The sequence below is a fragment of the Streptomyces sp. P6-2-1 genome, from assembly GCF_050613165.1.
Lineage (GTDB): Bacteria > Actinomycetota > Actinomycetes > Streptomycetales > Streptomycetaceae > Streptomyces.
In genome coordinates this window covers 3795266-3815185 of the sequence record NZ_CP192513.1, presented here as the reverse complement: position 1 = coordinate 3815185, position 19920 = coordinate 3795266, and the positions used below count along the sequence as shown (strand labels likewise).

19 protein-coding genes are annotated in these 19920 nt (G+C 72.9%); 10 read left to right on the top strand and 9 right to left on the bottom strand.

Going from position 1 to position 19920, the window contains the following annotated elements:
• Positions 1 to 42: 42 nt before the first annotated feature.
• The 8 genes from ACQYWQ_RS16425 to ACQYWQ_RS16390 form a co-directional block, all read right to left on the bottom strand.
• On the bottom strand, positions 43 to 321 hold the full coding sequence (locus tag ACQYWQ_RS16425; protein WP_431035452.1) for a DUF3099 domain-containing protein: 279 nt from the start codon (positions 319 to 321) through the stop codon (positions 43 to 45).
• A gap of 219 nt (positions 322 to 540) precedes the next feature.
• Positions 541 to 828 (bottom strand): DUF1416 domain-containing protein, encoded by a 288-nt coding sequence (locus ACQYWQ_RS16420; RefSeq protein ID WP_030998424.1) that lies wholly within the window; start codon positions 826 to 828, stop codon positions 541 to 543.
• A 97-nt stretch (positions 829 to 925) separates the two neighbouring features.
• Complete coding sequence (locus ACQYWQ_RS16415) at positions 926 to 1771, bottom strand: sulfurtransferase (RefSeq protein WP_431035449.1); 846 nt, start codon at positions 1769 to 1771, stop codon at positions 926 to 928.
• Positions 1772 to 1968: 197 nt separating this feature from the next.
• Positions 1969 to 2049 (bottom strand): Ms5788A family Cys-rich leader peptide, encoded by an 81-nt coding sequence (locus ACQYWQ_RS16410; protein WP_356236317.1) that lies wholly within the window; start codon positions 2047 to 2049, stop codon positions 1969 to 1971.
• A gap of 87 nt (positions 2050 to 2136) precedes the next feature.
• Entirely contained in the window at positions 2137 to 2877 is a 741-nt protein-coding gene (locus ACQYWQ_RS16405; protein WP_431035447.1) for an LmeA family phospholipid-binding protein, read from the bottom strand.
• A 117-nt stretch (positions 2878 to 2994) separates the two neighbouring features.
• Positions 2995 to 4320, bottom strand: coding sequence for a hypothetical protein (locus tag ACQYWQ_RS16400; RefSeq protein ID WP_431035445.1), 1326 nt, complete (start codon positions 4318 to 4320; stop codon positions 2995 to 2997).
• A gap of 10 nt (positions 4321 to 4330) precedes the next feature.
• Positions 4331 to 4585 carry a MoaD/ThiS family protein gene (locus ACQYWQ_RS16395; RefSeq protein ID WP_431035443.1) on the bottom strand — a complete coding sequence of 85 codons (255 nt, stop codon included), beginning with the start codon at positions 4583 to 4585 and terminating at the stop codon, positions 4331 to 4333.
• A 44-nt stretch (positions 4586 to 4629) separates the two neighbouring features.
• Positions 4630 to 5748 carry an alpha/beta fold hydrolase gene (locus ACQYWQ_RS16390; RefSeq protein WP_431035441.1) on the bottom strand — a complete coding sequence of 373 codons (1119 nt, stop codon included), beginning with the start codon at positions 5746 to 5748 and terminating at the stop codon, positions 4630 to 4632.
• A 292-nt stretch (positions 5749 to 6040) separates the two neighbouring features.
• Here ACQYWQ_RS16390 and ACQYWQ_RS16385 point away from each other — a divergent pair, with 292 nt between their 5' ends.
• From ACQYWQ_RS16385 to pstB, 10 genes are all read left to right on the top strand, one after another.
• Positions 6041 to 6841, top strand: coding sequence for a response regulator transcription factor (locus ACQYWQ_RS16385; RefSeq protein ID WP_431035439.1), 801 nt, complete (start codon positions 6041 to 6043; stop codon positions 6839 to 6841).
• A gap of 145 nt (positions 6842 to 6986) precedes the next feature.
• Positions 6987 to 8009: a LacI family DNA-binding transcriptional regulator gene (locus ACQYWQ_RS16380; protein ID WP_431035437.1), complete on the top strand. Its 1023-nt coding sequence runs from the start codon at positions 6987 to 6989 to the stop codon at positions 8007 to 8009.
• Between the two features lie 412 nt (positions 8010 to 8421).
• On the top strand, positions 8422 to 9480 hold the full coding sequence (locus ACQYWQ_RS16375; RefSeq protein ID WP_431035435.1) for a S1C family serine protease: 1059 nt from the start codon (positions 8422 to 8424) through the stop codon (positions 9478 to 9480).
• Positions 9481 to 9602: 122 nt separating this feature from the next.
• A complete protein-coding gene (locus ACQYWQ_RS16370; protein ID WP_431035433.1) occupies positions 9603 to 10337 on the top strand; it encodes a response regulator transcription factor in 735 nt (244 codons plus the stop codon).
• Positions 10334 to 11800 carry a HAMP domain-containing sensor histidine kinase gene (locus ACQYWQ_RS16365; protein ID WP_431035431.1) on the top strand — a complete coding sequence of 489 codons (1467 nt, stop codon included), beginning with the start codon at positions 10334 to 10336 and terminating at the stop codon, positions 11798 to 11800. Before ACQYWQ_RS16370 ends, ACQYWQ_RS16365 begins: the two co-directional genes overlap by 4 nt.
• A gap of 145 nt (positions 11801 to 11945) precedes the next feature.
• Positions 11946 to 13328, top strand: coding sequence for an LmeA family phospholipid-binding protein (locus ACQYWQ_RS16360; protein WP_431035429.1), 1383 nt, complete (start codon positions 11946 to 11948; stop codon positions 13326 to 13328).
• 321 nt (positions 13329 to 13649) lie between these two features.
• Positions 13650 to 14804, top strand: coding sequence for a phosphate ABC transporter substrate-binding protein PstS (pstS, locus tag ACQYWQ_RS16355; RefSeq protein ID WP_431035427.1), 1155 nt, complete (start codon positions 13650 to 13652; stop codon positions 14802 to 14804).
• A gap of 144 nt (positions 14805 to 14948) precedes the next feature.
• Positions 14949 to 16001: a phosphate ABC transporter permease subunit PstC gene (pstC, locus tag ACQYWQ_RS16350; RefSeq protein ID WP_431035425.1), complete on the top strand. Its 1053-nt coding sequence runs from the start codon at positions 14949 to 14951 to the stop codon at positions 15999 to 16001.
• Entirely contained in the window at positions 15998 to 17116 is a 1119-nt protein-coding gene (gene pstA, locus ACQYWQ_RS16345; RefSeq protein ID WP_431035423.1) for a phosphate ABC transporter permease PstA, read from the top strand. Before pstC ends, pstA begins: the two co-directional genes overlap by 4 nt.
• A gap of 33 nt (positions 17117 to 17149) precedes the next feature.
• Positions 17150 to 17926: a phosphate ABC transporter ATP-binding protein PstB gene (gene pstB / locus ACQYWQ_RS16340; RefSeq protein WP_431035421.1), complete on the top strand. Its 777-nt coding sequence runs from the start codon at positions 17150 to 17152 to the stop codon at positions 17924 to 17926.
• A gap of 348 nt (positions 17927 to 18274) precedes the next feature.
• On the opposite strand, the gene ACQYWQ_RS16335 is transcribed toward pstB, so the two are convergent.
• Positions 18275 to 19264 carry an SDR family NAD(P)-dependent oxidoreductase gene (locus tag ACQYWQ_RS16335; RefSeq protein WP_431035419.1) on the bottom strand — a complete coding sequence of 330 codons (990 nt, stop codon included), beginning with the start codon at positions 19262 to 19264 and terminating at the stop codon, positions 18275 to 18277.
• Positions 19265 to 19920: the final 656 nt, after the last annotated feature.

Sequence of the window (19920 nt, the reverse complement as noted above, 5' to 3'; positions counted from 1 at the left end):
TTGGTACGTGAAGCGGGGTCCTCGTACGGGGCGGGCGGGCGCTCAGCTCCGAGGACGGCGGCGGCGCGGGCCCTCACCCTTCCTGCCGCCCGGCTCCCCCCGGCGCTCCCGGTCCGCCCCGTCCTTCTCGTCCCACCAGCGGTCCTCGGGACCGCGGCGGTTGGCGACGATGGCGGCGACGGGCGGGATGACGAGGGCGACGACGCACATGCCGATGGCCGCGGGGACGGACCAGATGCGGACGAAGGCCCAGGCGGAGACGAAGAGGACGAGGCAGATCCCCATCATGAGGAAATAGGCCCGCCTCCGTCGTGCGTACATCCCTCCACGGTAGGACGCCCACGCCCGTCCTGCGAACGGCGCGGAGTCACCCGGCCGTCCCGCGAACGGTACGGAGCCACCCGGCCGTCCCGCGAACGGCGCGGAGGGCCGTGCCCCGTTCGTCAGGAAGCGTCCAACCCCCTGGGGCACGGCCCTCCGGCCGACTCGATGACCCGCGCGCGTCACCCGGCGAGGGCCGTACCGCCCGCGCGGGACCGCTCAGACGGCGATGGCGACCTCGGCGAGTCCGCCCTGCTGCGCCACGACGGTGCGGTCGGCGGTGGCGCCGGGGACGAGGGCGCGTACGGTCCAGGTCCCCTCGGCCGCGTAGAAGCGGAACTGCCCGGTCGCGGAGGTCGGGACCTCGGCGGTGAACTCGCCGGTCGCGTCGAGGAGCCGCACGTATCCGGCGACGGGCTCGCCGTCGCGGGTCACCTGCCCCTGGATCGTGGTCTCACCGGGCTTGATCGTCGAGGCGTCGGGGCCGCCGGCCTTCGCTCCACACATGAACTACTCCTGTAGCGGGTCGGGGTGGGTGGTACGTGAGGACTACGCGCGGATGCGCAGCCCCCGGGGCCGCGCGCGGATGCGCGGCCCCTCGGGACTACTTCGCGGCGCCCAACTCGATCGGCACGCCGACGAGGCTGCCGTACTCGGTCCACGAACCGTCGTAGTTGCGGACGTTCGGGACCTCAAGCAGCTCGTGCAGGACGAACCACGTGAGGGCCGAGCGCTCGCCGATGCGGCAGTAGGCGATCGTGTCCTTGTCGAGGTCGACCTGCTCCTCGGCGTAGAGGGCCTTCAGCTCCTCGTCGGACTTGAAGGTGCCGTCGTCGTTGGCGTTCTTCGACCAGGGGATGTTGCGGGCGCTCGGCACGTGGCCCGGACGCTGCGACTGCTCCTGCGGCAGGTGCGCGGGGGCGAGCAGCTTGCCGCTGAACTCGTCGGGCGAGCGCACGTCGACGAGGTTCTCGGCGCCGATCGCGCTGACGACGTCCTCGCGGAAGGCGCGGATGGAGGTGTCCTGGGCCTTCGCCCGGTACGTCGTCGCCGGGCGGGCGGGGACCTCGGAGCCGTCGACGAGGTCGCGGGAGTCCAGCTCCCACTTCTTGCGGCCGCCGTCGAGGAGCTTGACGTCCTGGTGGCCGTAGAGCTTGAAGTACCAGTACGCGTAGCTCGCGAACCAGTTGTTGTTGCCGCCGTAGAGGACGACGGTGTCGTCGTTCGCGATGCCGCGCGCGGAGAGCAGCTTCTCGAAGCCCTCCTGGTCGACGAAGTCGCGGCGGACCGGGTCCTGGAGGTCGGTCTGCCAGTCGATCTTGACGGCGTTCTTGATGTGGTTCTTGTCGTAGGCCGAGGTGTCCTCGTCGACCTCGACGATGACCACCTTCGGGTCGTCGATGTGGGCCTCGACCCAGTCGGCGTCGACCAGGACGTCGCTGCGGCTCATACTCTTCTCCTCCGTCGTGCGGGATGCGGGCGGACTGTGGCCCGGCAGGGGTGCGCGAAGTGCGGGATGTACGGGGCGGTGCGGCCGTACGAGCGGGAGCGCGGATCACGCGCGAGTGGCGGGGCCGAAGGCGTCGCGCACCACTGTCGCGTACGGCTTCGGGGGCCCTCGGAACGGGATCGCGGCCCGCGCGGGCGTCAGGAAAGGCGACAGAGCATGGCGGCGACGCGGCACAGGTCCACTGCCCGCCGCTTCGTGAGGTCCGCCTGGTGCGTCATGGGTCCGATCGTAGGGACCGATTCCGGGACATGTCACCGTCCGTTCACATGGTGAGACGATGGCGTCCGCGATGCGGGCATCGCAGCTCAGCGCGTGTCCTCGTCCTCGCGTAGATCGAGGTCCTTCCCCGAGAACCCCACGCGTATGCCGTCTTCCCCGACCCGTACGGAGTCCAGACGCAGCCCTTCGGGCAGGTCCCCGGCCCGCTGTTCGATGTCGAGCGCCTGCCCGGACCCGCCCGGCAGCGGAATGCCGAGGTCGGGGAGGGCGTCGGCGTGGATGACGAAGCGGTCGCCGCCCTTGAGCGAGACGGAGCACAGCACGGTGAACGTGCCCGGCAGCGCGTGCCCGAAGACGGTCCCCCGCACGCCCACGGCGAGTCGCCCCTTGCCGCCGTCCTTGAGCGAGGCGACCTTCGCCGAGACGCCGGTGGCGACGGGGATCTCCTCCCGCCCGAGTGACGTGAGGAGGTCCTGGTACGTGATCCGCGCGGTCCCCGACGCCTTCTCGGCCCGCGCCCGCTCGTAGTCGTCGTCGAACCGCACCCCGCGGAGCGCGGCGTCCACGCGCGCGACCCTGACCCGCCCCCGCTCGGTCCGCGCCCGGTAGCCGTCCATGCGCACGTCGACGCGGTCCATCCGCCCGGAGGCGAGCTGCGTGAGGAAGGGGAAGCCCCGCATGCCCACGTCGGCGTTCTCGACGCCCTCCCGCTCCTCGACCCGCCTCGCGGCCTCCCCCTCGGCCCTGTGGTGCACCCACCGGTCGGCGACGAGCCCGCCCCCGCCGAGCAGCACCACGAGAACGACGACGATGCGCAGAGCACGCATGACGAACGGTCACCCCCCAAGAATCATCCGGGCCCCGCCACCACGTTCGGGCCCTTGGCGACTGAGCGGCGGGACGGGGGCCGAGCCCCGCGGCACCCGCCCGGCACGGGGCGGGCCTCACCCCACGAGCGAGCCCAGCCACCACACCACGGGAGCCGCAGCGGCGAGCGGCAGCGCGACCCCCGCCGTCATGTGCACGAACCGCGACGGGTAGTCGTACGAGGCCACCCGGTGCCCCACCACGGCGCAGAGCGCCGCGGCGAGCCCGAGGACAGCGCCCGCCCCGGCCCCCGGGCCGCCGACGGCTCCGCCCAGGACTCCCGCCACGATCCCCACGACGACCGCGGCGAGGAAGGAGGCGGGCAACGGCAGCCGTACGCTCCGCGCCACGATCGCCCCCGCCACCGCGAGCGCCCCCGCGACCACGGCCCCCGAGTCCGCGGCGAGGAACCCCGCCCCGCACACGGCGAGCGCCGACGAGACGACGGTCGCCATGAGCCCGTAGAGCCGCTCGTCCGGCGAGGCGTGGCTGCGCAGCTGGAGCACGACGCACAGCAGCACCCACACGCCGGCCGCGCCGATGATCGCCCCCGGCCCCGCGTCCCCGTCGGCGGCGAGCACGCCGATGTCGGCGACGACCCCGCCGAGGAAGGCGAGCGCGATGCCCTGCCTGGCGGGCCACATGCCGTTGAGCCTGAACCACCCGGCGGCGGTGACGGCCTGGAGCACGAGGAGCGGCAGGAGCAGCGCGTACGAGCCGAGCGCGGCGCCGCCCGCGAGGAGCAGCGCGAGCGCGGCGGTGAGCGCGGCGGGCTGCGTGCCCGGGTAGATGATCGGCGAGCGGCCCTCGGCGCGAGCGCGCTGGGCGTCGGAGATGCGGGTGTTCCCCGCGAGCGTCGCGGGCCCGAAGCCGGGCCCGGCGGCCTGCTCCCCCGGGGCGGCGGGCGCTGGTGTCACGGGGGCGGCGGGCGGCACGGGCGGCTCCGTCACGGGAGCGGCGGGCGGCACGGGCGAGGGCCCGGGGGGCGGCGTGTAGACGCCGTGGGCGTACCCGGGCACCTGCCCCTGGCCCTGCCCCTGCTGCCCGTACGTCCCTGGCTCCCCGTACGAGGGGAAGGCGGGTCCACCCTGCGAGAGGCCGGTCCCGTCCTGCGAGACGTAGGGGTCCGCCCCGTACGGGCCGGGAGCCTGACCCCCGTACGAGACGGGCGGGACGGGCGGACCCGGCTGGGCGGGCTGGGCGGGCGGGACCGGCGGCAGGTAGGCCGTCTCCTCGGCCGCCGCGTCGGGCGGGAGCGCCGGCTGCACGGAGGTCTCCCAGGTCGGCGCCTGCCACGTCTGGGTCTGCTGCATGTCGCCCTGCTGCTGCCCCTGTCCGGGCTGCTGACCGGTGGGCCACTGCTGCGGGGCCTGCCCGTAGGGGTCGTACGGCTGATTGCTCATGGTGTGCGGTTCACCCTCCTGCGAACGGCGGGAGCACCTCGACCGTGCCGCCCTCGGCCAGACGTACCGTCTCATGCGGACGGCTCCCGACGGGATTCCCGTCGACGAGGAAGGAGGAGCGGTCCAGGACCCGGACCAGCTCTCCCGGATGGCGGACACGCACGGCCTCCAGGGCCTCCGCGAGCGTCGCCGCCTCGTACGGCTCGTCGGCGGTCCCCGCGGCGGCCTTCGCCGCCGCCCAGTACCGCACCGTGCCCACTGCCACGCCGCGCTCCTCTCCGGTCCACCCCCGCACGCGCGGGGCGTCCATCATGCCCCCGCCGCCTCGCCCGTCCGCTCCGCCCACCGCCACAGCCGCCCGAGCAGCGCCTCATCGGTCGCGTTCTCCGCGTGCCCCATCCCGCGCTCGATCCACAGCTCGCCGTGCGTCCCCGCGGCCCGCTGGAGCGCGCGCGGGTGGTCGAGCGGGAAGTAGGGATCGCTGTCGCCGTGCACGAGGAGGAGCGGCACGGGGGCGATGTACGGGGCGAGCGCGGTCGGCGAGAGCGGTACGGGGTCCCAGTCGCCCGGCCTGATACGGGTACGGAAGCCGAACCGGCCGACCGTGCGCCCGAGCCGCCGGGTCACGAGCCAGTGCAGGCGGCGCATGGGGGCCGTTCCCCGGTAGTACCAGCGGGCGGGGGAGCTGACGGCGATGACGAGATCGGTGCGGTCGGCGCGGCCTCCGGCGACGACGAGGCGGTCGGCCTCGGAGAGGGGAGCGGGCGCGGAAGCCGGTGCGGGTGCCGGTACGGGGGCGGGCGGGGACGCGGGGGCGGGGTCGGGCGGGGACGCGGGGGCGGGCGGGGACGAGGGTGCGGGTGCCGGTACGGGATCGGGCGGGGTGTCCGGCACGGGGGCGCCGGGCCGGGTTCCCGCCCCCCGTGCCCCGCCCCGCGCTTCCGTGCGCCCCCCGTTCGTACCGGCCGCCCGCGGGGCGTCCTCCGCCCGCAGCCGTGCGAGCCCGTGCAGGCCCGCGTGGCGCAGGACGACGGAACCGCCCATCGAGAAACCGAGCGTGATGACACGGCTGTGTCCGAGGGAACGCGCCCAGGTGACGGCGGCCGCGAGGTCGAGCACCTCGCTGTCCCCGACGGTCGAGCGGCCTCCGGAGCGCCCGTGCCCCCGGAAGGAGAAGGTCACCACGGCCGCGTGCCGGGCGAGGACGTGCGCGGCGCGCCGTACGTGCGGCCGGTCCAGATCGCCCGTGAAGCCGTGCGCGAGGACCACCACGGGTCCCCCGACCGGCCCAGGACCGGGCTCGTACGCCGCGTCGATCCGTACCCCGTCCGCCGCCCGCAGCCGGGCGCGCGCCCGGCGCGGGCCGCGCGCCCCCGGCCCCTCCGTGACCGGCCCTACAGGTCCGGAACCTGCCGTCGTCGCGCTCATGTGGGCTATTCTCCTCGGCAGAGGACCTGGGCAGCGAAGCCCCCGGGTCCTTTCGTGCTTTCCGGCGCGTTGTATACGACCGGCCCCCACCGGGTGTGTACCGCGGGCCGCGAGGGCACGGGGCTCCCCGGGGACGCGGGGGCCCGCGGCTTCCCCGTACGAAGAAGTGCCGCATATCCCGGCCGCACACCGGCCGGGGACCCATCGGTACCGAGGAGGAACCTGTGATGGGCGAGCGAGACGCACACCATTCCAGCCGGCCCCGCACGACCACGGAGGCAGGTGACCTCCGATGAGTTCCCTGCTCCTCCTGACCAACGCCCTCCAGCCGTCCACGGAGGTCCTGCCCGCGCTGGGCCTGCTCCTGCACAACGTCCGCGTCGCACCGGCCGAGGGGCCCGCGCTCGTGGACACCCCCGGTGCCGACGTGATCCTGGTCGACGGCCGCCGCGACCTGCCGCAGGTGCGCTCCCTGTGTCAGCTCCTGCGCTCCACCGGGCCCGGCTGTCCCCTCCTGCTCGTCGTCACCGAGGGCGGCCTCGCCGCCGTCACCGCGGACTGGGGCGTCGACGACGTCCTCCTCGACACGGCGGGCCCCGCCGAGGTCGAGGCGCGGCTGCGGCTCGCGACGGGCCGCCGGCAGAACGCCGCCGACGACAGCCCGATGGAGATCCGCAACGGCGACCTCTCCGTCGACGAGGCCACCTACAGCGCGAAGCTCAAGGGCCGGGTCCTCGACCTGACCTTCAAGGAGTTCGAACTGCTCAAGTACCTCGCGCAGCACCCCGGCCGCGTCTTCACGCGCGCCCAGCTGCTGCAAGAGGTGTGGGGCTACGACTACTTCGGCGGCACCCGCACCGTCGACGTCCACGTACGGCGCCTGCGCGCCAAACTCGGCCCCGAGCACGAATCCCTCATCGGTACTGTCCGCAATGTGGGATACCGCTTCGTGACTCCTGAGAAGCCGGAGCGCGAACGGACGGAGAAGAGCGCCCCCGAGCCTTCCGCCGCGGGGGAGGGCGCGACGGGCGAGGACGCGGCCGCCGTCCCGGAGAAGAGCGAGGTCAGGGCCTCGGCTCCGGTCAAGGGCTGAACCGTCCGGCGGGGGCGGGCGCCCGGGCCTTTCCGGGCGGCCGCCCCCGCTGCGGGGTTTACGTCCTTTTTGCGCTCCCCGGCCCCCGGCTTCGGGCCTTCTCCGGGCCCTGGGCAGCGCTTTCACCCCGCGTAGACTGCCCGGCGTGGCCAAGGTGACGCGGGACGACGTGGCGCGGCGGGCGGGGACTTCGACCGCCGTCGTGAGCTACGTCATCAACAACGGACCCCGGCCGGTCGCCCCGGCCACGCGCGAGCGCGTGCTCGCCGCCATCAAGGAGCTGGGCTACCGGCCCGACCGGGTGGCGCAGGCGATGGCCTCGCGCCGCACCGATCTCATAGGGCTCATCGTGCCCGACGCGCGTCAGCCGTTCTTCGCGGAGATGGCGCACGCGGTCGAACAGGCCGCTTCCGAGCGCGGGAAGATGGTCCTGGTCGGGAACTCGGACTACGCGGACGCCCGCGAGGTCCACTATCTGAGAGCGTTTCTCGGTATGCGGGTCGCGGGGCTCATCCTCGTCTCGCAGGGCCCGAGCGAGACCGCGGCCGCCGAGATCGACGCGTGGGACGCGCGCATCGTGCTGCTGCACCGCCGCCCCTCCCCGATCGACGACGTCGCGGTCGTCACGGACGACGTGGGCGGCGCGCAGCTCGCGACCCGGCACCTCCTCGAACACGGCGCCCCGTACGTGGCCTGCCTGGGCGGCACGGAGCAGACCCCGGCCGAGGGCGACCCGGTCTCCGACCACATCGAGGGCTGGCGCCGCGCGATGACGGAGGCGGGGCTGCCGACCGAGGGCCGCCTCTTCCAGAGCCCGTACAACCGCTACGACGCCTACAAGGTCGGCCTGGAACTCCTCGCGGGCCCCGACAGGCCCCCGGCCCTCGTCTGCGCGACGGACGACCAGGCGATCGGCATCCTGCGCGCGGCCCGCGAACTGCGCATCGACGTCCCGGGGGAACTCGCCGTCGCGGGCTTCGACGACGTCAAGGAAGCGGCGCTCACCGATCCGCCCCTGACCACCGTCGCGTCGGACCGCACCGCGATGGCCCGGGCCGCCGTCGACCTCGTGCTCGACGACGCGCTCCGCGTCACCTCCCCCCGCCGCGAACGGCTGAAGGTGTACCCGTCACGGCTGGTGATCCGGCACTCGTGCGGGTGCGGCTGAGAGCTGCCGACGTCCCACGTGTCTCCTCACCCGTACCCGTCACGGCTGGTGATCCGGCACTCGTGCGGGTACGGCTGAGAGCTGGCGACGTCCCGCATGTCTCCTCACCCGATCGAGTTGCGGGATTTTCGACTTCGGGGAAGTTATCCACAGATTCGCGGGGATGGCGGGGGGAGGGGGCCGGTTTGCGGAAGACTGATAGCAGGGGAGCCCCCCAGGGCGGGTGGGGGCTGTCCCGCCGACCCCGCCGCGCGCCCTCCGCCCCCGCCCGCCACTCCCCCGCCACTCCCCCCACCCCCCGCCACTCCCCCCACCCCCACCCGACGGCCTTTATATCGGGCAAACACCCTTCTGCCGCCCTTCTCAGCCCCGTCTCAGGGACCTCTCATGATCCGCGGACACGCTGAGACACATGACCGAGAACTCGTATGGCCCCAGCACCCCATCCGCAGCGAACCCGGGCTCGTACCCGCCGCCGCCCGCCTACGAGCCCGACCCCTACGCCTACCCGGTCGAGGCCCCCGCCACCCAGGCCCCCGCCCGCGCCCGGCGGCGACTCCGGCTGCGCGGCCCCGCCGGTCTCCTCACGGCCGTCGCGGTCGCCGCCGCGGTCGCGGGCGGCGCCACCTCGTACGGGCTCCAGCAGCTCGGCGGGAACAACGGCGGGAACACCGTCACCACGGTGAGCGGTACGACGGTCTCCGAGTCGAGCAAGGGCACCGTCGCGGGCGTCGCCGCCGCCGTGAGCCCCGCCGTCGTCGAGATCAGCGCGACGTCGAACGCGGGCCAGTCGACCGGCGCGGGCGTCGTCATCACGTCGAACGGCGAGATCGTCACCAACAATCACGTGATCTCCGGCGCCCAGCAGATCAAGGTGACGCTCAAGAGCGGCAAGACCTACACGGCCGAGGTCGTCGGCACGGACAGTTCCAAGGACCTCGCGCTCATCAAGCTGAAGGACGCCTCCGGTCTCAAGACCGCGACGCTCGGCAACTCCGACAACCTCCAGGTCGGCGACAACGTCGTGGCGATCGGCTCCCCCGAGGGCCTCAGCGGCACCGTGACCAGCGGCATCGTCTCGGCGCTCGACCGCGATGTCACGGTCGCCAAGGAGAGCGGCGGCTCGGGGAGCCAGGAGGGGCAGAGCCAGCGCGGGCAGGGCTTCGGGAGCGGCGACGACTCGTGGCCCTTCCAGTTCGGCGGCGAGCAGTTCAACGGCGACACGGGCGACACGACGACCACGTACAAGGCGATCCAGACCGACGCCTCGCTCAACCCCGGCAACTCCGGTGGCGCCCTCATCGACATGAACGGCGCGATCATCGGCATCAACTCGGCGATGTACTCGGCCGCGTCGAGCGGCAGCCAGTCCTCCTCCTCGGACGCGGGCAGCGTCGGTCTCGGCTTCGCGATCCCCGTGAACACCGTGAAGGCCGACCTCGCCAAGCTCCGCTCCGGAGCACAGGACTGAACGGCCCGCACGGCCCCTGGCGTGGCAGGCTGGGCGAGGCCGTCACCGGCGCGTACACCGTGACGGCCGACCCGCGCACCTCCCCGCGCACAGGACCCGAGCAGACCGAGGAGCAGGAAGCGATGAGCCCGCAGGAAGGCGACCGCGAGCAGCGGCAGCAGCGCATCCTCGTCGTGGACGACGAACCCGCCGTGCGGGAGGCGCTGCGCCGCTCGCTCGCCTTCGAGGGATACGGCGTCGAGGTCGCGGCCGACGGGCACGAGGCCCTCCGGAAGGCCGCGGCGACGCCGCCCGACCTCGTCGTCCTGGACATCCAGATGCCCGGCATGGACGGCCTCACCGCGGCGCGGCGCCTGCGCGCGACCGGCTCGACCGTGCCCGTCCTCATGCTGACCGCGCGCGACACGGTCGGCGACCGCGTGACGGGGCTCGACGCGGGCGCCGACGACTACCTCGTCAAGCCCTTCGAGCTGGACGAGCTGTTCGCCCGTATCCGCGCCCTGCTGCGCCGTTCCTCGTACGCGGTCGCCCAGCAGGCCGCCGACGACGAGGAGACCCTGGCCTTCGGCGACCTGCGCATGAACCTCGCGACGCGCGAGGTCACGCGCGGCGACCGCCCGGTCGAGCTGACCCGTACCGAGTTCACCCTCCTGGAGATGTTCCTCGCCCACCCGCGCCAGGTCCTCACGCGTGAGCAGATCCTGAAGACGGTGTGGGGCTTCGACTTCGAGCCGTCCTCCAACTCCCTCGACGTCTACGTCATGTACCTGCGCCGCAAGACCGAGGCGGGCGGCGAGCCGCGCCTCGTCCACACCGTGCGCGGGGTCGGCTACGTGCTGCGCGGCGGCGGCGAGTGAACCGCGTCGTCCGCCGCTTCCGCGCGCTGCCGCTGCGCTCCAGGCTCTCCCTCCTCACGGCGGCCGCCGTGGCACTCGCGGTCGCCGTCGTCTCCGTCGTGTGCTGGTTCCTCGTGCAGGGCAAGCTCTACGACGAGCTGGACTCGCAGCTCACCGAGCAGTCGAAGAAGACGGAGGTGCGCTGGGTCGACACCGTGCGCGGCGACTGCCTCGCCGCGCCCGACGGGCCCGGCTCGGGCACCAACCCGCGCCCGCCCTCGGCCAACAGCTACCAGCAGCTCGTACGCAGCGAGGGCGACCCGTGCGTGTACTCGGGGTCGAGCGGCGTCGTACGGGTCACGTCGGGCGACAGGGACGTGGCGCGCCACCCCGAGGAGTACGTCAGCAGCGGCGGCCGGTTCCGCGACGGCGTCACCGCGGACGGCACCGACGTACGGGTCCTGAGCATCCCGCTCCAGAACTCCAGCGACCAGCTCCTGAGCGGCATCGCGCTCCAGCTCGCCGTGCCGCTGAGCGACACGCGCGACACGCTCAACGAACTCGCGCTGATCCTCCTCCTCGTCTCCGGTGTCGGCGTGATCGGCGCGGGCGGCGCGGGGCTGTGGGTGGCACGGACGGGGCTGCGGCCCGTGGACGACCTGAGCCGCGCGGCCGAGCACATCGCGCGCACGGAGGACCTGACCACCCGTATCCCGGTCGACGGCGACGACGAGATCGCGCGCCTGTCCCGTTCCTTCAACAGCATGACGGCCTCGCTCGCGGCCTCGCACGAGCTGCAACGCCAGCTCATCGCGGACGCGGGCCACGAGCTGCGCACCCCGCTGACCTCGCTCCGTACCAATATCGAGCTGCTGGTCCGCAGCGAGCAGACGGGGCGCGCGATCCCCCCGGAGGACCGCCGTGAGCTGCTCGAATCCGTCAAGGCGCAGATGACGGAACTGGCGGCGCTGATCGGCGATTTGCAGGAGCTTTCCCGCCCGGACGCGCGCCAGCAGGGGCCCTTGGAGATCGTCGGCCTGCACGAAGTCGCCGAGACGGCGCTGGCGCGCGCCCGGCTGCGCGGCCCGCACCTGACGATCGACGCCGCGCTGAGCCCGTGGTTCGTGCGCGCGCACCGGGCGCCGCTGGAGCGCGCCGTGGTCAACGTCCTGGACAACGCGGTGAAGTTCAGCCCGGACGGTGGCGAGATCCGGGTCCGCCTGGAGCGCGGGACGCTGACCGTGCGCGACCACGGCCCCGGCATCCCGCCCGAGGATCTGCCGTACGTCTTCGACCGCTTCTGGCGCTCGCCCTCGGCCCGTTCCCTCCCGGGCTCCGGTCTCGGCCTGTCCATCGTCGCCCGCACGGTGCGGGACATCGGCGGCACGGTCACCCTCGCCACGGCCCCGGACGGCGAGCCCGGCACCCTCGCGACGATCACCATCCCCGGGGCCCCGGTACGGCCGCCCGGGGACGCGGGGTAGCGGCGCGGCGGCGCGTGGGTTCCGCTCCCGTTCCGCACGCGCCGCGAAGACCTCGTGACGAGTCCGCGCACAAGCGCCCGGCATATGCGGACAACGCGGGAAGCGCGCTTGCGGCCCGCACCCGCCCCTGTGGTGGACTGCGCCGATGCGTTCCCCCCACCGCATGACCGACCGCACCACCGGCCACCCGGACGGGCCCGTGCCCGAGACCCCCGCACCGGACACGCGACAGCCGAACACCGTCCCCGGCCCGTACGCGCCCCCGCCCGCCCCCGCAACGCCCGAGACCGCACCCCCCGCAGCTCCGTACGCCGCACCGCGTCCGTACGACGCCGCCACGCCCCCGAACCCGTACGAGGAGCTGGGCGAACTCGCCGGGCCGCTCGACGGCTTCCTCCGCCCCGAGGAACCGCCGCTCGCGGACGCCTACGACGAGGACGACGACGGGGCGCCCTGGTCCGCGCCCGACCACCGGCGCAGGCCGCGCCTCTTCTTCCGCCTCGCCGGCGTTCCCTTCGCGCTCAAGGCGGCGCTCACGCTCGTCACGCTGCTCGCCTTCCTCGCGCTCGGCGACCGCTGGGCCGTGCTGTACGCGGAGCACACGGCGGCGGAGAAGCTGAAGGACGCGATGCACCTGGAGGCGACGCCCGAGGTGAGCATCGGCGGGTTCCCGTTCGTCACGCAGGTGCTCGGCAAGCACCTCGGCTCGGTCACCGTGACGGTCCCCGACGTGGCCGCCGACCGCGTCTCGCTGGCGAAGGTCAGCGCCACGGCCGACGACATCCGTCTCAGCGGCGACCTGCCGACGAAGCTGAAGGGCGCGCACGCGGGCCGGGTGCACGGTGAGGTACTGCTCTCCTTCGACGACCTCAATCGCGAACTCGGCGCCAGTCAGGTCACGTTCACGGGAACGGGCCGCGACCGGGTCCTCGCGCGCGGCACGCTGCCCGTCGGGGATCACGACGTACGGGTACGGGCCGACGCGCGCCTCACGCGCGAGGGCGCCCGGGGCATCCGCACCGAGATCGGCGGCATCCGCCTGAGCCTCGGCGAGCTGGCCACCTTCCGGCCCGGCACGGGTCCCGCGGACGGCCTGCACCTCACCGAGCACGGCGCGAAGGCGCTGCGCGAGCAGACCGCCAAGGTCAAGGCGCTCTTCGGGGTACGGGAGATCACCCGCCGCCTCGGCGTCCCGCGGGCAGCGGTACGTACCGCGCTGAGCAGCGACGCCAAGCTGCACGAGCTGACCGGCACGCCCCGCTTCGTCCACGACCTCATGGGGATCAACCTCATCGACGCCGCCCTCGACCACCCCGAGCTGCCGCGCCGCCTCGGCTTCGACCCCGGCCTGCTCACCTCGCTCTCCACGCTCACCCGCCCCCAGCTCGCCGACCGGCTCACCCTCGGCTTCCAGCTCCCCAGGCTGCCCACCCAGACGGGGGACGTCTCGCTCTCCGACGTCCGCGTGACGAAGGAGGGCATCCATGTCCGGCTCGCGGGAAACGGCGTCGGCGTGAACATGAGGTGAGAGGTCCTGGACCACTCCCTCACAGACCTCCCCCTCCTCCCGGCCCGGGCGGCCCGCGCCCGTACCCCAGGCGCCGCACCCCCGCCCACCTGCGCTTCCCTCCCCCCGCGCGCCGCCCCCGCCCCCCGCGCGCGCCCCGGGCGCCCCGCCCCGCCGGGGGCAACCCGCCATACCTTCACGGTTCAACTCCCGTTCACTCTTCCCGGAACGCCTGGTCACTTCCGCTGCCTACTTTCGGCCTCACGAGGTTCGCAAAGACCCCGACCAAGCCACCGCCGAGCCCCCCTCAGGGTCCCGGCTCCCGGAAGGAACACCCCAACAGTGAAGCTTCAGCGCAAGAACCGGCTGCGGGCGCTCTCCCTCGGCGTCGTCGCCGTGTCCGGCGCCCTGGCCCTGACGGCGTGCGGCTCGGACGACACGAGCGGCGGGCCCGGCAACGGCGACAAGAGCAAGGACAGCACGGCCGCCGCCGCCCCCTCCTCGTCCTCGGACATCGACTGCTCGGACGCCAAGGGCGAGCTGCTCGCCTCGGGGTCCAGCGCGCAGCAGAACGCGATCGACGCCTGGGTGAAGAGCTACACGGCCGCGTGCAAGGACGTGCGGATCAACTACTCGCCGGACGGTTCCGGCGCCGGTGTGACCGCGTTCCTCCAGGGCCGTACCGCCTTCGCGGGCTCGGACTCCGCGCTCAAGCCGGAGGAGATCACCAAGTCGGCCGACGTCTGCAAGAACTCGCAGGCCATCGACCTGCCGATGGTGGGCGGCCCGATCGCGATCGGCTACAACGTCCCGGGCGTCGACAGCCTCGTCCTGGACGCGAAGACCCTCGCGCACATCTTCGACGGCAAGATCTCCGCCTGGAACGACAAGGAGATCAAGGCCCTCAACCCGGACGCGAAGCTGCCGTCCACGAAGATCCAGGCGTTCCACCGCTCCGACGAGTCCGGCACGACGGACAACTTCACCAAGTACCTCAAGGCCGTCGCGCCCGGCGACTGGAAGTACGAGGGCGGCAAGGCCTGGCAGGCCAAGGGCGGCCAGTCCGCGCAGGGCTCCTCGGGGCTCGCCCAGCAGGTCAAGCAGACCGCGGGCGCGATCTCGTACTTCGAGCTGTCCTACGCGAGCGACGGCATCAAGACCGTCGACATCAAGACGAAGGCCGCCGAGCCGGTCAAGGCCACGACGGACAACGCCTCGAAGGCGATCGCCGCAGCGAAGGTCACCGGCAAGGGCAAGGACCTCGCCCTTGACCTGGACTACAACCCCTCGGCCGACGGTGCCTACCCGATCACCCTCGTGACGTACGAGATCGCCTGCGAGAAGGGCAACAAGGCGGACACCCTGCCCGCCACGAAGTCCTTCCTCAACTACATCGCGAGCGAGGACGGCCAGGGCCAGCTGGCCGACGCCGGTTACGCCCCGATCCCCGACGCGATCATCGCCAAGGTCCGCGAGACCATCACCTCCCTCAGCTGACCCGCGTGCGGGCGGCCCGCACCGGGCCGCCCGCACCGTCCGGTGCACCGCCGCCAGCAAGCCCGCACCCCCGGCCCACCCCACAGGCGCAGTCCCTGAGGGGGAGCCCTTGAAGGAGAGCGGGCCCGCAGACCGGAGAAACTCATGGACATACCCACGACCCCCGCCCCCGGCGGCCCACCCGCCGCCCCACCGACTTCCGCAGCCCCGCAGCCGGGCCCCGTCCCTCCCGGGGGCGGCGCCAGGAAGGCGGACCTCCAGAAGGCGCGCGGCTCCCGCCACCTCGGCGACCGCGTCTTCCTCGGCCTCTCGCGCGGCTCCGGCATCCTCCTCCTCGTCGTGATGGCGGCCATCGCCGTCTTCCTCGCCTACCGTTCCTCGCTGATCCTCACGAAGAACCACGGCAACTTCTTCACGACCTTCGAGTGGAACCCGACCGCGATGCCGCCGGTCTTCGGCATCGCCGTGCTCGCCTTCGGCACGGTCGTCTCCTCGGTCATCGCGATGGCCCTCGCCGTACCGGTCTCGGTCGGCATCGCGCTCTTCCTCACGCACTACGCGCCCCGCGCCGCGCGCGGCCCCATCAGCTACGTCATCGACCTGCTCGCCGCCGTGCCCTCGATCGTGTACGGGCTCTGGGGCGCCCTCGTCCTCGTGCCGCACCTCGACGGGCTCTACGGCTGGCTCGACCAGTTCTTCGGCTGGACCGGGATCTTCTCCTGGCAGGGCGGCGCGCCGCGTTCGCTCCTGACCGTCGGCATCCTGCTCGCGATCATGATCCTTCCGATCGTGACCAATGTGAGCCGCGAAGTCTTCCGGCAGGTCCCGCAGGCGCACGAGGAGGCGGCGCTCGCGCTCGGTGCGACCCGTTGGGAGGTCGTCCGTACCGCGGTCCTCCCCTTCGGCCGGTCCGGTGTGATCTCCGCGTCGATGCTCGGGCTTGGCCGCGCGCTCGGCGAAACGATGGCCGTCGCGACGGTCCTCTCGCCGAGCTTCGACATCCAGTCGAGCCTGCTCGACCCGGGCGGCGGCACGTTCGCGCAGAACATCGCGAGCAAGTTCAGCGAGGCCAGCATCGAGGGCCGCGACGCCCTCATCGCCTCCGGGCTCGTCCTCTTCGTCATCACGCTGCTCGTCAACGGAGCCGCGCGGGCCATCATCGCCCGCCGCAAGGAGTACTCGGGGGCCGACGCATGAGCCACGACCACCACCCCCAGCCGTCCACGCGGCAGCCCACGGGCGAGCGGCCCGCGGGCCGGCGCGGACGGGGCGAGCGCGCCGGTTCGCTGCGGGCCGCGCGCCTGCCCCGCTGGTCCAACCTCGCCGTCGCGGCCGCCTCGGTCCTCGTCGCCTGCCTCATCGGCCTGGCCGCAGGGCTCGAATCGAAGGTCCAGTGGGGCCTGATCGCCGCGCTCCTCTTCGTCTTCGGCGGCTACGCGCTCGCCGCCCGCGTCGAGGGCCGCAGGCAGGCCAAGGACCGCGTCGTCACGAGCACCGTGTGGGTCGCCTTCCTGGCCGCCTTCATCCCGCTCGCCTCGCTCGTGTGGGAGACCGTCAAGCGCGGAGTGAAGGTCCTCGACCCGTACTTCCTGACGCACTCGATGGTCAACATCGGCGCGAACGACGCGGGCGGCGGCATCTACCACGCGATCGTCGGCTCGGTGGAGCAGGTCGGTCTCGCGACGGTCATGGCCGCGCCCGTCGGGCTGCTCACCGCCGTCTACCTCGTCGAGTACGGGCGCGGGAAGCTGGCCAAGACCGTCACCTTCTTCGTCGACGTCATGACGGGCATCCCCTCGATCGTCGCCGGCCTGTTCATCCTGAGCCTGATGCTCCTCATCAAGGCGGAGCCCTTCGGCTTCGCCGGCTCCCTCGCGCTGGCGATCCTGATGATCCCGGTCGTCGTCCGCTCGACGGAGGAGATGCTCAAGCTCGTGCCCAACGAGCTGCGCGAGGCGTCCCTCGCGCTCGGCGTGCCGAAGTGGCGCACGATCCTGAAGGTCGTCCTGCCCACGTCGATCGGCGGCATCACGACCGGTGTCATGCTCGCGATCGCCCGCATCGCGGGCGAGACGGCACCCGTCCTGCTCCTGGTCTGGGGTTCCGCGTACATCAACACGGACCCCTTCCACGGCGGCCAGTCCTCGCTGCCGCTGTACATCTACCAGCAGTACGCGACGAGCGCCGGTTCCGGAGCGGCCTACGACCGCGCCTGGGCGGCGGCCCTGACGCTGATCGCCTTCGTGATGATCCTCAACCTGGCGGCCCGCGCGCTCGCCCGGTGGAAGGCCCCCAAGACCTCCGGTCGCTGAGGCGGCCTTTCGTACGAAAGAAGCAGTGATCTCATGGCCAAGCGCATCGATGTCAGCGGACTGACCGCGTACTACGGGGCACACAAGGCGATCGAGGACATCTCGATGACCGTCGAGCCCCGCTCGGTCACGGCCTTCATCGGCCCCTCGGGCTGCGGCAAGTCCACCTTCCTGCGGACCCTCAACCGCATGCACGAGGTGACGCCCGGCGGTCGCGTCGAGGGCAAGGTCCTCCTGGACGACGAGGACCTGTACGGCAACCAGGTCGACCCGGTCGCGGTACGCCGCACGATCGGCATGGTCTTCCAGCGCCCGAACCCCTTCCCGACGATGTCGATCTTCGACAACGTCGCCGCGGGCCTCAAGCTCAACGGTTCCTTCAAGAAGTCCGAGCTGAACGACGTCGTCGAGAAGTCGCTCCAGGGCGCCAACCTCTGGAACGAGGTCAAGGACCGCCTCAACAAGCCGGGCGCCGGCCTCTCCGGCGGCCAGCAGCAGCGCCTGTGCATCGCGCGGGCGATCGCGGTCGAGCCGCAGGTCCTCCTCATGGACGAGCCCTGCTCGGCGCTCGACCCGATCTCGACGCTCGCGATCGAGGACCTGATCGGTGAGCTGAAGGAACGCTTCACCATCGTGATCGTCACGCACAACATGCAGCAGGCGGCGCGCGTCTCGGACCGCACGGCCTTCTTCAACCTCTCCGCGGTGGGCCAGCCGGGCCGCCTCATCGAGATCGACGACACCCAGCGGATCTTCTCCAACCCCTCGGTCCAGGCGACGGAGGACTACATCTCGGGCCGCTTCGGCTGAGCCGCCGCCACCCCGACCCCTTCGCGGTGCTGCATGGCGGTGCCACCACGGAGGACACGAGGAGCCCGCCCCGACGACAGGCCGGGGCGGGCTCTTCCTTGCGTGCGGGGCGCGCGGGATGGGGCGCGCGGGATGGGGCGCGCGGGGGGGCTTGCGCGCTGGGCCTGCGTGCCGACCTGCGTACGGAGCCTGCGCGCTGGGCCTGCGTGCCGACCTGCGTACGGGGTCTGCGCGCTGGGCCTGCGTACGGGGTTTGCGTGCCGGGCCTGCGTACGGGGTTTGCGTGCCGGGCCTGCGTGCCGGGCCTGCGTGCCGACTGGACTGCCGGCACGAGCGCCCCGCGCGGGCTCAGAGGCCGAGCGTCTTCTCCGTCAGCTCCCACAGCCGCCGCGCCGCTTCCGGGTCGACCGAGTCGGGGTGGGCGTCGGCGGGGATGCTGTCGGCGGTGAGCGGCCGGTCCTCGCCGTCCACGACCGACACCTCGCTGTCCTTCAGGTAGACGCCGCCGATGCCGTCGAGCAGCGGGCTCGCGGCGGCGAAGACGACGGTGGCCGCACCCTGCGCGGGCGTCTTCTTGCCCGCCCCGGGGTCGATGACGGGCCTGCCCTCCTCGTCGAGCAGGCCCTGCTCCCGGTACGCCTCCCGGTCCTCGGGACGATTGTTGAGATTCGTCCCGATGACGACTCCCGGGTGCGGGGCGTAGCCCCGGATGCCCTCGTCGGCCCACCGCCGGTCGAGTTCGACGGCGAAGAGCACATTGGCGCGCTTGGCCTGCGCGTAGGCGGCACCGGGGCTGTAGCCCTCGGTGAAGTCCGGGTCGTCCCAGCGGATGGTTCCCATCCGCTGCGCGCCGGAGGACACGTTGACGACGCGCGCCCCGTGCGCCGCGCGCAGCAGGGGGCGCAGCCCGAGGGTGAGCCGGAAGGGCCCGAGGTGGCTCGTCGCGAACTGGATCTCGTGCCCGTACGCGTCGATGGTCCGCTCGGCGGGCGCGGCGACGGCGGCGCAGTTGACGAGCACGTCCACGGGCCGCCCCGCGGCGAGCCGCCGCCCGACGAACGCGTCCACGGACGCCGGATCGACAAGATCGAGCTGATCGGCCTCCACCCCCGCGATCCCCGCGACCTTCCCGGCGGCCCGCTCCGGACTCCGCGCCCCGACCAGGACCTCCGCCCCGGCCCCCGCGAGCGCCCGCGTCGCCTCGAACCCGATCCCCTGATGCCCCCCGGTGACGATCACGAACCTCCCCCGCAGATCCACCCCCGCCAGCACCTCATCCGCGGTGGCACCGGGACCGAAGGGGGAACCAAGGGGCTGCTGCGAGGACGACCACGCCATGAGAACACGCCTCCATCAAATCGGAACAACGTTCCGCCCACTGTACGGAACATCGCTCCGTTTCGCGACCGGAGACGGCACCCGGCGCCCCGCAAGCCACGAAACGGCACGGACACGGCGCCACGGGGCAGTACGGATACGGGGGCCACGGGGGCGGTACGGATACGGGACCACGGGACGGTACGCACACGGTGCCCCGCCCCCGACGAGCCCCGCCATCCGCCCCCTACCGCACGCCAAAAAGGCGCCCCCCCCCGAAGGGGAGACGCCTTGCCCAAGCCGGAGCAGAGGAGGAAACGTACGCCAGGCGGCGAGGCCGACCCACCACGCCCCTCGCCCAGGGCCACCCCACACGGAGCCACCCCCGCGCGAGCCCGCCCCCTCGCAGGAAGTCGCCCCCGCAAGGAGTCATCCCCCGCGCGACGGACGGACGACTCCCCCTTGCGTACCGTCTTCGCCCGCTCACGTACCGCCTTCACGCACCGCGGGAACTCCGCCGCCCCGCCGCTCGTCATGGCCTACTACAGGGGGCCCATCGAACCCTTAGGTGATCCGTTCGACCACCCCCTAAGGGTCCCCACCCCCGCCCGGCCACTCACCCGGTCGCCCACTCACCCAGCCACCCGGTCCCGAGCCACCCAACCACCCGGTCCTGA